This window comes from Tersicoccus phoenicis (assembly GCF_001968835.1).
GTDB classification, from domain to species: domain Bacteria; phylum Actinomycetota; class Actinomycetes; order Actinomycetales; family Micrococcaceae; genus Tersicoccus; species Tersicoccus phoenicis.
Genome location: NZ_MRDE01000026.1, coordinates 75,930 through 87,491, shown reverse-complemented (window position 1 = coordinate 87,491; position 11,562 = coordinate 75,930). Strand labels below are relative to the sequence as shown.

The following is an 11,562-nucleotide window of genomic DNA, read 5'->3' as shown; positions in this document are numbered from 1 at the left end:
CGCTGCCTACACCGCCCATCCGGAACGCTTCGGCCACCGCCGACCCGCAGCACCCACACTGCCCGCCACAGCCTGGATCAACCAACCCTCACAGGAGGCCCTCATACAGACCGCCTGACGGAAACTGTCTCACCAGACTTGACACCTTCCGATGGGCGACGAACTCACCAACGCCGCACTCATTGGCCTGATCGGCATGTTCGGGATCGCTCTTGTCCTCCGCGCGGCTGGCAGCGTCGCCGCGTTCCTCACCGGCACACCCCAGCCCGAAACCGGTGCAGCGGCGGGGCTCGCCGTGCTGTTCAACCCCGGCGATCCGGCGACCGCGCTCGGTGCCGACGGACTCAACCCGGTCGTCTACTGGCTCGTGAGCACGGCACTGCTCGGCGGACTCGCCGCCGGGATCGTCTGGGTGTGGATCGTGCTGCGCCGTCACACGCGGAAGACAGAGACCGACCCGCACCGGCTCGCCGGGATCGCGACCAGCCATGAGGTCAAGACCGCAGCATCCGCAAAGGCACTGCTTCACCGCGCAGCCACGCTACGGCCCTCCTTGGAGTCGCCAGCACCGCAGAATGTCGGCTACCTCCTCGGTGCTAGCCGCGGCACGAAGGTCTGGGCATCGGTCGAAGACTCGATCCTGCTGATCGGCCCACCCCGCTCAGGCAAGGGCCTACACGTCGTCATCAACGCGATCCTCGACGCCCCCGGCGCGGTCGTCACCACCAGCACGAGGCCCGACAACCTCACCGCGACCCTCCGCGCCCGCCGCCGCAACGGCGGGCCGGTCGCGGTGTTCGACCCGCAACACCTCGCCGAAGGCATCCCCGCCGGGCTGCGCTGGTCACCCATTCGCGGCTGCGACGATCCACTGACCGCGATGATCCGCGCCAACGGCCTCGCCGCCGCGACCGGGCTGTCCGCTGGCGGGGTTGAGTCCGGTGGGTTCTGGGAAGGCAAGACCCGCACCGCGCTCCAGTCGTTGCTGCACGCTGCCGCGCTCGACGGGCGCCCGCCGGCAGAGCTGTTCAGGTGGACCCTCGACCCCAGCGCAGCATCCGAGGCCGTCGCCATCCTCAACTCCCACCCGAACGCCGCGATGAGCTGGGACGACTCCCTGGCCGCGATGATCGACGCCGACCCCAAGACCCGCGACAGCATCTGGCAAGGCGTCTCCCTCGCACTCGCCGCCCTCGCCGACCCGCGCGTGCTCGATGCCGTCACGCCAGGCCCGCACGAACACTTCGACCCCGAAACCTTCCTCACCGAGCAAGGCACCCTCTACCTGCTCGCCACCGGAGCGGGAGCAGGAGCCTCCGCGTCGCTGGTCGCGGCATTCGTCGAAGACCTCATCGAAACCGCCCGCCGACTCGCCGCACGCTCACCCGGAGCGCGGCTCGACCCGCCCCTGCTGCTCGCGCTTGATGAGATCGGGAACCTCGCCCCGCTGCCGTCCCTGCCGACGCTCATGGCCGAAGGTGGCGGCACCGGCATCACTACGATGCCGGTCTTGCAGTCCCTCGCACAGGCTCGCGACCGGTGGAGCGAGCACCAGGCCGGCGCGATCTGGGACGCAAGCATCGTCAAGATCATCCTCGGCGGCGCATCCAACAGCCGCGACCTCCAAGACCTCTCCACCCTCATCGGCGAGCGCGACGAGTACACCGACAGCGTGACCCTCGGCGACCACGGCACCCGCTCCAACCAACGCTCCATCCGACGAGTCCCGATCCTGCCACCGGACCGCATCCGCACTCTGTCGTTCGGCACGGGCATCACGATGCTGCGCTCCGCGCCGCCCATCGTCACCGACCTGCGCGCCTGGCCGACCCGTCCCGACACCGCCCAGCTCCGCCGGGACCGCAACGAACTCGAAGCGCTGCTGCGCCACTGTCCCACCTCCTGACGGCGCTTGGGAATCAGGGGCGCACCTGCCTGACAGAGCGACCCACACGCAGGTGGTCGCCCGAGTCAGGAGGAGGCCATCATGGCCATTCACACCCAGGAATCGCTGTCAGGCTTCATCGCCTCGGAGCCGTTGCTCACCGAGACGGCCAAGGGAGACGCCAGGTTCTTCGCCCGTATCGGCAAGGAACACTTCCGCCGTGAGGACGACGGCTCGTTCACGCAGACCGAGACGACCTACCACCACCTGGTGATGTTCGGGCGTTCCGCTGAGCACGCGCACGCGAACTTCGCCCAGGGCGACAACTTCGTCGCCGAGGGCTACACGCGGCCGGTCAACTACGAGCGCAACGGTCAGGCGATCGAGGGCGAAGAGTTCGTCGCCAAGAAGATCGGCCATGACGCCGCGCGAACCCGCTACGAGGTAGACCGCACGCCGCGCAATGGAGTCGGCCGGAACGCAGCGGCGTACGACCCGACGCAGCGAGCAGCGGCGACGGCGCACGCCCCGGTCAGCATGTGAGTTCGGGAGCCGAAGCACCATGAACGATCAGCACGAGATGGATGAGCCGGATGTCTTCGACGGGCCGCCCCGCGTCACCAACGCAGACATGCCCGAACCGCCGCACCCCGTGAACTGGAACCTGCTGACAGCGCACGAGCTGGAGCAGGAATGGCTCGCGCTGAACCGGTGGGTTGACTGGCTGCGACGCACCTACGGCCTCACCGTCGCGGTGGTGCCGCCGTTCTGGCATCACCACCCGGAGATGGTCTGGGAGCTATCGGCACTGCACCTGCATTGGCTCGCGGCCTACGACCCCGATCAGAACGCATCCGCGCCGCTCGGCTGGCATCGCGACTTCGCCGACGCGCGCGAACGCCTTCGCTACTGGGTCACCGCCTGCGGCACCCGTGGCGACCGCGACCGACCGACCCGGCAAGCTGCATGGCCCGGTGAAGACCCAGCTCCCACGATCCAGGACTTCACCTTCACCGACCGCGACACCGAGTTCGTCGAGTTCGTCATCGCCCAAGTCCGCAAGCGCCAGGAGGCCGAAGACGAGTTCTACGCCAACCTGGCCGACGACGAGGCTCCGTAGACCGATGAGCCGCTACACGAAGAAGACAGATCGTCGCCCCTACGAGGAGCGCTCGTTCTCCGTCCGTGCCGTCCACCGCGAACGCACCGACCTGCACAAGCTCGCCGAGGTTCTCATCCGGCTGACGTTGCAGGAGACCGGCGAAAGCCGCGCGGCCCGCGAGGCGGTGCGGGTGCCCGACACCTACCGGGCGGCACCGGATGGCCTGGCCGCCTCTGAAGCCGCCCGGTAGAATGAACCCTGCAAGCCTCGCGATGCGGGGTGTTGTGGCCTAAACCTCGCCGCTCGGCGGGCAACATGCACCGAGATCATCAGGTCTCGCCCTACAGCCTTCATCGGCTGCTCTCACGATCAACACCCTCCCACGAACAGTGGGAGCGCGAGGGTCGAACCGCGTGAGAGTGAGCCCCCGATGACCACCATTGCCGACGATCCGGCAGCCAGCCTCATCGACCCGCCCAAGACTGCGGCTGCCGCCGTGTCCTACCTGCGAGTCTCCACCCGCGAGCAGGCAGAGAAAGGCGGCACCGACGAAGGCTTCTCGATCCCAGCCCAACGCGAAGCGACAAGGCGCAAGGCCGAACAGCTCGGCGCCGGCATCGTCGAGGAGTTCGTCGACGCGGGAGCCTCAGCCAAGTCGTCCGACCGGCCCGAGCTGATGCGGATGATCCAGTACGTCAAGGCCAACAAGGTCGCCTACTGCATCGTCCACAAGGTCGACCGGCTCGCCCGCAACCGCGCCGACGACGTGAGCATCCACCTCGCACTCCAACAGTGCGGGGTCATGCTCGTATCCGCGTCGGAGAACATCGACGAGACTCCCTCGGGGATGCTGCTGCACGGCATCATGTCCACCATCGCCGAGTTCTACTCCCGCAACCTCGCCACCGAGGTCGCCAAGGGTATGAACCAGAAGGCCATCGGCGGCGGCACGAACGGGCGCGCGCCCATCGGGTACCTGAACGTTCGCAAGCGCGATGAGCTCGGCCGTGAGGTTCGCACCATCGAGCTCGATCCCGAGCGAGCGCCGATGATCGAGTGGGCGTTCAAGGCCTACGCCTCGGGCAACTGGAGCGTCAGCCAGCTCCATGACGAGCTCACCTCGCGCGGGCTTCGCAGCCTGCCCACGCCGAAGAGGCCGGCGAAGCCGCTGGCGGTGTCCACCATCCATCGGCTCCTGACCAACCCTTACTACAAGGGCGATGTCATCTACCGAGGCACCCGCTACAAGGGCAACCACCCGGCGCTGGTGCCCGCCGAGGTCTGGTACCAGGTCCAGTCCGTGCTCACCGCGCACCAGTGCGCCGTCGAGGCAACCCAAGTCCACGGCCACTACCTCAAAGGCACCATCCACTGCGGCCAGTGCGGCTCCAGGCTCATCGTCTCCAACGCGAAGAACCGCCACGGCAACGTCTACTGCTACTTCGTGTGCTCCGGTCGGCACTCCAAGCGCACCGACTGCACACGCCAGGCGATGCTCATCGAAGATGTCGAGAAGCTCATCGAGGACTACTACACCCGCGTCCAGATCACGCCCGCCCAGCAGGACGCGCTCGCAGGGATGCTCCACCATGAGTTCGACCGGCTCATGGCTGCTGAAACCGAGGAACTCGAACGCCTCACCACCAACCGCGACCGGCTCGAAGGCGAGCAGGACCGCCTCATGCAAGCGCACTACGCCGACGCGATTCCACTCTCGGTGCTCAAGCGCGAGCAGGACCGCATCGTCGCCGAACTCGACCAAGTGACTCGCCGCATCGACGCCCACTTCGGCGACTACGCCGACGCCCGAGCCCACCTCGACGACGCCCTCGGCCTGCTCGCCAACTGCGCCGACATCTACACCCGCTGCGACGACACCAACCGGCGTCTGTGCAACCAGGCGTTCTTCACGAAGGTCTTCATCGACGAGGACAACGAGCTTCGCGTCGAGCACAACCGCCCCTTCGAGATGCTGCTCGATCCGCAGGTCAACGCCAACGCTCTGACCTGGGCCGCGGACGCGAACAAGGCCCGAACCTCGACCAACGTTTCCGTTGGCAAGGGTTCGAGCCTTGTGCGCGGGGTGGGCCCCGTGGGGCTCGAACCCACGACCCGCGGATTAAAAGTCCGATGCTCTACCAACTGAGCTAGAGGCCCCTGCCCGCGCGCGGGCTGCCTCCACGTTAGCGCATGACGACCGGGCGTCGGGCCGGGTCAGGACGGTGGTGCAACCGCCAGCAGGAGCAGGGCCAGCAGCGCCTCGCCGTAGGCCTCGGCGGCGGTGTCTGCGGTGAAGACGCGATCCTGCTCCTGCAGACGGGCCCGCACGGTGAAGCGCCCGTCGTCGTCGGCGGCCAGCGACCGGAAACCGTCCCGGAGCAGCTCGCGCAGCTGACCTTCGGCCGGCAGCCACAGGGCCTCGTGCAGGGCGACCGAGTCCAGCGCCCACTCCGTGGTGCCGTTGAAGCCGAGGATGGTCCCGGTCGGGTACTCGTGGGCCTCGATGGTCATGTCACTGACGGTGTAGACGTCCTGCCGGTCCTCGTCCGGCACCAGCCGGGTCTGCTCGGGGTCGAGCACGAAGCGGTCGCCCGCGGCCGGCGTCCAGCGCAGCCCGGCGGTGCGCAGCGCCCGCGCCAGCTCGGTCGAGATCATCCTCGGGTCCTCCGTTCCGGTGTGGCGAGGCTACTGAGACGTGTCTGCCAGTATGCCCGTGGTCCGACGGCGGCGCCCGGGCGCCGAGGGCGTCCTGTCCCGTCCCCGGAGTACCATCCCGGAGTACCGTGACCGGTGACCCGCCGTGTTGCCCGCTTGCGGAGGTCACCATGCCCCGGACACCTGAGGAAGAGGCCACGGCCGCGCTGGCCATGCGCGCAGTGCTGCTCATGCCGGACGGATCGGCGGCGGATTTCGCGGCGCTGTACGCGCCGGACGCGGTCAACCGTGAGGCCGTGGCCGAGCCGCCGGAGTGCCGCGCCCTCGGGCCGACCGCCTTCCACGCCACGGCCCGGTGGCTCCGCTCGGCCTTCGCCGACCTGACGTTCCCGGTGGACGACGTCGTCGTCGACGGCGAGGTGGCGGTGACCCTCGGCGAGATGGCGGGCAGGCACACCGGGTCCTTCACCCTGTGGCGACCCGACGGCGGCCTGGACCGGGTGCTCCCGGCGACCGGCCGGGCGTTCCGGGTGCGCCATGCCCACGCACTGCGGATCCGCGACGGACTCGTCGTCGAGCACTGGGCCTACCGTGACGACGTCGGTCACGCCCGCCAGCTCGGTTGGCTGCCACCCGGCCCGGTCTATCTGCTCCGGTCGCGCCTGGCGACGGCGTCGCTGCGCCGCCAGCTGCTCGCGGGCCGCGAAACAACGGGGCAGCAGAGCTGACAGCTCCACCGTCGGAGGGGATTGTGCCGACCCAGCCCCGGGACACGCCTGGAAAACTCGGGATATGGCGTCATGTCCCGAGCTGGTGCGGCGTGTCGTGGGACCAAGCACGCGGCGGGGCCGCCGACACGACGAAACGGGGCGTGACCGAGCCACCTCCCGCCGTCAGCGGCGGAACAGCGACCCGACTGCCCGTTCGATCCGGTTCACCGTGCTCTGCAGCCCGGGCGAGACCCGGACGGCGCCGCCGGTGAACCGCAGGGCCTGACCCGGCCGCAGCTGGGCGAGCACGTCGAGGTCGGCGTCGACGACGACGGCGATCACCGGGTAACCGCCGGTGACGGGGTGGTCGGCCAGGAACACCGTGGGCAGGCCGGACGGGGGCACCTGCAGCGACCCGGTGACCATGCCCTCGCTGGGCAGTTCGTCGGTGCGCGCCCGGGCCAGGCCCGGCCCGTCGAGCCGGATCCCGACCCGATTGGACTCGCCGGTGACCGTCCAACGCGCCGTCAGCAGCCGCTCCCAGGCGGCGTCGTCGAACCAGTCCCGCCGGGGACCGGGCCGGACGCGGACGACGGCGTCGCCCTCGGACAGGGCTCGCGGCCGCGGTGGCCGGGCGGGTCGCACCAGGGTCAGCCGGGTCCGGCCGACGGTCAGCTCGTCGCCGACCGCCAGGGGCGCGGGGCCGAGACCGGAGAGCAGGTCCGCACTGGCCGAGCCGAGCACCGGCTCGGCCTCGATGCCGCCCTGGAACGCCACGTAGTAGCGCATGCCCGCGCGCGCCGCACCGAGGTCGAGCAGGCCACCGGCGGGGATGGTCACGGCTCGGTTCCGCGGCGCAGGCTCGGCATTGATCCGCACCGGGCCGTCGGCACCCGTCACGGCGCACAGCAGCTCGGCACGGGCACGCAGCTGCAGACCGCCCTGCAGCACCTCGAGCAGAGGTGTGCCGGGGTCGTTGCCGACGAGCGCGGTGGCCAGGTCGGCAGCGTGCCGGTCCAGAGCACCGGCGGGACTGACGCCCAAATCGGCCCGCCCCGGTCGGCCGCGGTCCTGCACCAGGGTCTGCGGACCGGCCTGCAGCACGGTGAGCTTCCGGACGGCGGGTGACGACGCAGCGCGCTGGTCGGCGTCAATGGCGGCGCCCGGGCTCGTACCGCCGGTGGGGGCTTGCACAGGGTGCTCGACGGGCGCGTCGGTCGTCTCGGTGGAGGTTGAGATGCCCGGCCCGACGGCCGACCCAGCGAACGAGGGCGAGCCATCCTCCACGTTGGCGTCGTCGACGGCGATGGCCGCCCGGTCGTCGACAGCTGCGTCGTCGGCCGCCACGAACCGCACCGTGTCCCCCGGCCGGATCGCGGCGGGCGGGTCTGCAGCCGCGTCCCACATCGGCTGGGCGGTGTTGCCGATCAGCCGCCAACCCCCGGGGGAAGCTGCGGGGTAGACGGCGCTGAAGCCGTCCGCGAGCGCGACCGAGCCCGGCCGCACCCGGGTGCGCGGAGTCGGCAGGCGCCGCACCGCGAGCCCGCCGCTACGTCTCGCGCTCGTCAGCCCGCCACCGCCCCGAGAAGGCCCACCGGCCGACGTGTCTCGACCGTCCCCTGCGCTCCCGCCGGCCGGGGAGCGCTCCGGCAGCAGATAGCCGAAACCGGGCGCGAACCCCATGAATCCGACCCGCCAGGCGGTGCCGGTGTGCCGGGCGATCACCTCGTCGACGTCGATGCCCAGCTCGGCGGCCACGTCGGCCAGGTCGGGCCCGTCGTAGCGGACGGGAACGGTGATCTCCCGGCCGTCGAGGTCGGCGGCCTCGGACGTCTCTCCGTCCGGCGCGGCGTCCAGCGCATTCTGGAGCCAGGCGCGTACCCGGCCGAGCTCTCCCGGGGTCGCCGCGATCACCAGCAGCGTGCGGGCGGCGGGCACGAGGTCGACGACGGCGTCCGTACCGCCCGCGGGAGCAGAGGCTGCCCGCAGGCGGGAGCGCAGCCGGAGGACGGCGGCGTTGTCGGCGACCTCGACGAGCAGGGCGCGGTCCCCGTCGGGCAGGATCCGCACGGACGGGGTCGAGGAGGACGGGGTCGAGGAGGACGGGGTCGAGGAGGACGGGGTCGACGTGGGCCCCGGCCCCGGAGTCCCCCTCATGCGAACGCCGCCAGGTCGATCCCGGCGGCGGTCAACGCCTCGCGGACCGCGGTCGCCATCGCGACGGCACCGGGCGTGTCGGAATGCACGCACAGCGACCGGGGCTGCACGTCGGCGACCGTGCCGTCCACGGCTGTCACCACCCCGTCGCGGGCCATCTCGACGGCGCGCTCGGCGATCGCATCGACGTCGTGCAGCACCGCACCCGCCTCACGTCGGGACACGAGTGAGCCGCCCGGGGTGTAAGCGCGGTCCACGAACGCCTCCCGCACGAAGGGGTGTCCCGCGTCGGCGCAGACGGCCTCGATCACCGAGGCCGGTAACCCCAGGATCGGCAGCCCGGGGTCGAGAAGGCGCACCCCGGCGAGCACGGCACGGGCCTGGGACTCGTCCACGGCGATGGTGTTGTAGAGCGCGCCGTGGGGCTTGACGTAGCGGACGGCGACGCCGGTGGCCCGCGCGACCCCGTCCAGGGCGGCCAGCTGGTAGAGCACGTCCGCGGTCAGCTCGTCCGGGGCGACGTCCATCCGGCGGCGGCCGAAGCCGGCCAGATCCCGGTAGGCGACGTGGGCGCCGACGGTGACGCCGCGCTCACCGGCGAGCCGGCAGGAACGGAGCATGGTGCGCGGGTCACCGGCGTGGAATCCGCAGGCGACGTTGACGCTGGTGACGAGGGTGAACATCGCCTCGTCGTCCCCCATGGTCCACGCGCCGAAGGACTCGCCGAGGTCGCAGTTCAGGTCCATCGCACCTCCTGATGAGGATCGGGCTGATGAGGATCGGGCCGATGCCCCCATTATGGCGGGCGCGCCCGGGCGGTCTCGGCGTCAGGATCGCCCGGGCCCGTCGTCGGACCCGCGCCTCAGTCGATCGGGTCCGGCAGCGGCCGCACCGTGTAGGCGAGGTCGATGGTCGCCCCGGTGACCGGGTCGCCGAGTTCGACCTCCCACCGGTCGGCGAACTGGTCGACGCCGGACTTCATCGTGATGGTGCCCGAGACGAGCACGGTCCCGGGGGTGTCCAGACCCCGCTCGGCGAGGACGCCGAGCCAGTGGTCGGGGTCGAGCAGCGCACCGAGCGTGCCGTCCTGGATCAGCCGCCGGTCCTGCCCGACCCAGGCCTTCAGCGTGATGTCGTCGAGATGGTCGCGAACCTCGTCGAGCCGCCAGGCGGCGGTGGCGATGACGTCCGGGGAGGCGTTCTTGCTCCAGGCCACCCCGTGCACCTCGAGGTTCCGGTCGGTGTGGTCGCAGGCGGCGGTCAGCAGCACCCCGGAGTCGGTGATGACGAGGGCCCATTCCGCCTCGCCGGAGGTCCGTCCGTGCTGGACCTCGACGACGTCGGTCTGCTGCGCCAGGTACGGGGCGATCGGGTACATCGTCGGGATGGTGGCCGGTCCGGGCACGCCGAGTTCGGCCAGCTCGTCGATGTGCGCGCGCACCTCGGCCTGGTCGCGGCCGGCGTAGCCGGCGTTCAGCAGGCGGGTGACGGGAACGGTCTGCGTGCTCCCATCCGGAAGGGCGAAGGTCAGGGTGGTCATCTCGGCTCCTCGTGGCTCGGCGATGCTTCGGCCCCGCCCAGGGGTGGATTCCCGACGACGTCGGCGTGGGTCTGGTCAGCACGGCTCTGTATGCCTAATGTATACAGCACGTCATCCCCGCGCACCGTCCTCGAGGAGCATCCATGACCCACGACCGTCCGGCCTCCGCCGAGGAGGCCATCGACAGCAGGGGCCTGCACAAGGCGTTCGTCGCCAGCCTCACGGGAACGTCCCTGGAGTGGTACGACTTCGCCGTCTACTCCGCGGCCTCCGCCCTGGTCCTTCCCGCCCTGTTCTTCCCCTCGGCCGACCAGTTCACGTCGACGCTGCTCGCCTTCAGCACCTACGCCGTCGGGTACGTGTCCCGTCCGGTCGGCGGTGTGGTGTTCGGCCGGTTGGGCGACATCATCGGCCGCAAGCGGGTGCTCGTCATCACGCTGTTGCTGATCGGCGTCTCCACCTTCCTCATCGGTGTCCTGCCGACCTACGTCGACATCGGCGGCACTGCGGCACTGCTACTGGTCCTGCTCCGGTTCGCGCAGGGTGTCGGCGTCGGCGGCGAATGGGGCGGCGCCGTCCTGCTCTCCAGCGAGTTCGGCGACCCGCGGCACCGCGGTTTCTGGGCGTCCGCCGCGCAGATCGGGCCGCCCGCCGGCAACCTGCTGGCCAACGGCGCCCTCGCCGCCCTGACCGCCAGCCTGTCCTCGGACGCGTTCCTGCAGTGGGGTTGGCGCGTGGCGTTCCTGTTCTCCGCGGTGCTCGTGGCCTTCGGGCTGTGGATCCGGCTCAAGCTCGAGGACACGCCGGTGTTCCAGGCCCTCGAGTCGCGGGGTGACCGCTCCGAGGCTCCCGTGCGGGAGGTCTTCACCACCCAGTTGCGCCCCCTGATCTCGGGCATCCTCTCCCGGCTCGGCCCGGACGTGCAGTACGCGCTGCTGACGGTGTTCAGCCTGACCTACGCGGTGCAGCACCTGCAGCTGTCCCGCAACGCGGCGCTGGTGGCGGTGCTGATCGGCTCGGCGTTCCAGTTGGTCACCATCCCGCTGGCGGGCTGGCTGTCGGACCGGATCCGTCGCCGCACCCTGTACGCGATCGCCGCGGCCGGCACCATCGTGTACAGCTTCGTGTTCTTCGTGATCCTGCAACCGGGCGCGCAGGGTCTGCTCATCATCGCCTTGATCGTCGGCCTGACGTTCCACTCCTTCATGTACGGACCGCAGGCGGCCTACGTGATCGAGCAGTTCCACCCGCGCCTGCGGTACACCGGTGCGTCGCTGGCGTACACGATCGCCGGCGTCTTCGGTGGTGCGCTGGCACCGTTGATGTTCACCCTGGTCTCGTCCAACGGGGCCGTCTGGTGGCCGGTCGCCGTCTACGTCGCCGTGGCCTGTGTGCTGACGCTGGTCGGCCTGGCGATGGGCCGGGAGGGCGACCCGGCGGAGGACGAGGCGTACCTGCGGCAGTACGCGGCCGAGCACCACGCCTCGCCGAGCCTCTGAGATCCCCCTCGGGG

The 11,562-nt window shown here is 70.5% G+C and carries 10 protein-coding genes, 1 tRNA gene and 1 pseudogene; 7 read left to right on the top strand and 5 right to left on the bottom strand.

Translation table 11 applies throughout. The features are described 5' to 3' along the window. Positions 1 to 151 precede the first annotated feature (151 nt). The 5 genes and pseudogenes from BKD30_RS06245 to BKD30_RS15565 form a co-directional block, all read left to right on the top strand. Positions 152 to 1,906: a type IV secretory system conjugative DNA transfer family protein gene (locus BKD30_RS06245; protein ID WP_076703232.1), complete on the top strand. Its 1,755-nt coding sequence runs from the start codon at positions 152 to 154 to the stop codon at positions 1,904 to 1,906. Positions 1,907 to 1,987: 81 nt separating this feature from the next. Beyond that, positions 1,988 to 2,428 carry a single-stranded DNA-binding protein gene (locus BKD30_RS06240; RefSeq protein ID WP_076703230.1) on the top strand — a complete coding sequence of 147 codons (441 nt, stop codon included), beginning with the start codon at positions 1,988 to 1,990 and terminating at the stop codon, positions 2,426 to 2,428. A 37-nt stretch (positions 2,429 to 2,465) separates the two neighbouring features. Beyond that, on the top strand, positions 2,466 to 3,005 hold the full coding sequence (locus tag BKD30_RS06235; RefSeq protein WP_083956070.1) for a hypothetical protein: 540 nt from the start codon (positions 2,466 to 2,468) through the stop codon (positions 3,003 to 3,005). Between the two features lie 4 nt (positions 3,006 to 3,009). After that, positions 3,010 to 3,237, top strand: a complete 228-nt coding sequence (locus BKD30_RS06230; RefSeq protein ID WP_076703226.1) for a hypothetical protein — start codon at positions 3,010 to 3,012, stop codon at positions 3,235 to 3,237. Between the two features lie 180 nt (positions 3,238 to 3,417). Then, positions 3,418 to 4,458: pseudogene (locus BKD30_RS15565) on the top strand (recombinase family protein); the annotation flags it as partial. 613 nt (positions 4,459 to 5,071) lie between these two features. Here BKD30_RS15565 and BKD30_RS06205 read toward each other — a convergent pair. Both BKD30_RS06205 and BKD30_RS06200 read right to left on the bottom strand, forming a co-directional pair. Beyond that, positions 5,072 to 5,144: transfer RNA gene (locus BKD30_RS06205), tRNA-Lys, on the bottom strand. A 57-nt stretch (positions 5,145 to 5,201) separates the two neighbouring features. Further along, positions 5,202 to 5,642 (bottom strand): pilus assembly protein CpaE, encoded by a 441-nt coding sequence (locus BKD30_RS06200; RefSeq protein WP_076703224.1) that lies wholly within the window; start codon positions 5,640 to 5,642, stop codon positions 5,202 to 5,204. A gap of 170 nt (positions 5,643 to 5,812) precedes the next feature. On the opposite strand from BKD30_RS06200, the gene BKD30_RS06195 reads away from it, so the two are divergent. Further along, the gene (locus tag BKD30_RS06195; RefSeq protein WP_076703223.1) at positions 5,813 to 6,370 is read left to right on the top strand and encodes an ester cyclase; all 558 of its coding nucleotides are present in this window, start codon (positions 5,813 to 5,815) and stop codon (positions 6,368 to 6,370) included. A gap of 165 nt (positions 6,371 to 6,535) precedes the next feature. On the opposite strand, the gene BKD30_RS06190 is transcribed toward BKD30_RS06195, so the two are convergent. From BKD30_RS06190 to BKD30_RS06180, 3 genes are all read right to left on the bottom strand, one after another. After that, a complete protein-coding gene (locus tag BKD30_RS06190) occupies positions 6,536 to 8,509 on the bottom strand; it encodes a 5-oxoprolinase subunit B/C family protein (protein ID WP_083956064.1) in 1,974 nt (657 codons plus the stop codon). Further along, the gene (locus tag BKD30_RS06185) at positions 8,506 to 9,255 is read right to left on the bottom strand and encodes a LamB/YcsF family protein (RefSeq protein WP_076703219.1); all 750 of its coding nucleotides are present in this window, start codon (positions 9,253 to 9,255) and stop codon (positions 8,506 to 8,508) included. The genes BKD30_RS06190 and BKD30_RS06185 overlap by 4 nt, the downstream gene beginning before the upstream one ends. A gap of 116 nt (positions 9,256 to 9,371) precedes the next feature. Continuing rightward, a complete protein-coding gene (locus tag BKD30_RS06180; RefSeq protein WP_076703217.1) occupies positions 9,372 to 10,049 on the bottom strand; it encodes a DUF2848 domain-containing protein in 678 nt (225 codons plus the stop codon). A 143-nt stretch (positions 10,050 to 10,192) separates the two neighbouring features. Between BKD30_RS06180 and BKD30_RS06175 the strand changes: the two genes are divergently transcribed. Continuing rightward, a complete protein-coding gene (locus tag BKD30_RS06175) occupies positions 10,193 to 11,548 on the top strand; it encodes an MFS transporter (RefSeq protein ID WP_076703215.1) in 1,356 nt (451 codons plus the stop codon). Positions 11,549 to 11,562: the final 14 nt, after the last annotated feature.

Coding starts and splice junctions, on each gene's coding strand:
- BKD30_RS06195 (WP_076703223.1), top strand. CDS start 5,813: ATGCCCCGGACACCTGAGGAAGAGGCCACGGCCGCGCTGGCCATGCGC.
- BKD30_RS06245 (WP_076703232.1), top strand. CDS start 152: ATGGGCGACGAACTCACCAACGCCGCACTCATTGGCCTGATCGGCATG.
- BKD30_RS06180 (WP_076703217.1), bottom strand. CDS start 10,049: ATGACCACCCTGACCTTCGCCCTTCCGGATGGGAGCACGCAGACCGTT.
- BKD30_RS06175 (WP_076703215.1), top strand. CDS start 10,193: ATGACCCACGACCGTCCGGCCTCCGCCGAGGAGGCCATCGACAGCAGG.
- BKD30_RS06230 (WP_076703226.1), top strand. CDS start 3,010: ATGAGCCGCTACACGAAGAAGACAGATCGTCGCCCCTACGAGGAGCGC.
- BKD30_RS06235 (WP_083956070.1), top strand. CDS start 2,466: ATGGATGAGCCGGATGTCTTCGACGGGCCGCCCCGCGTCACCAACGCA.
- BKD30_RS06240 (WP_076703230.1), top strand. CDS start 1,988: ATGGCCATTCACACCCAGGAATCGCTGTCAGGCTTCATCGCCTCGGAG.
- BKD30_RS06185 (WP_076703219.1), bottom strand. CDS start 9,255: ATGGACCTGAACTGCGACCTCGGCGAGTCCTTCGGCGCGTGGACCATG.
- BKD30_RS06190 (WP_083956064.1), bottom strand. CDS start 8,509: ATGAGGGGGACTCCGGGGCCGGGGCCCACGTCGACCCCGTCCTCCTCG.
- BKD30_RS06200 (WP_076703224.1), bottom strand. CDS start 5,642: ATGATCTCGACCGAGCTGGCGCGGGCGCTGCGCACCGCCGGGCTGCGC.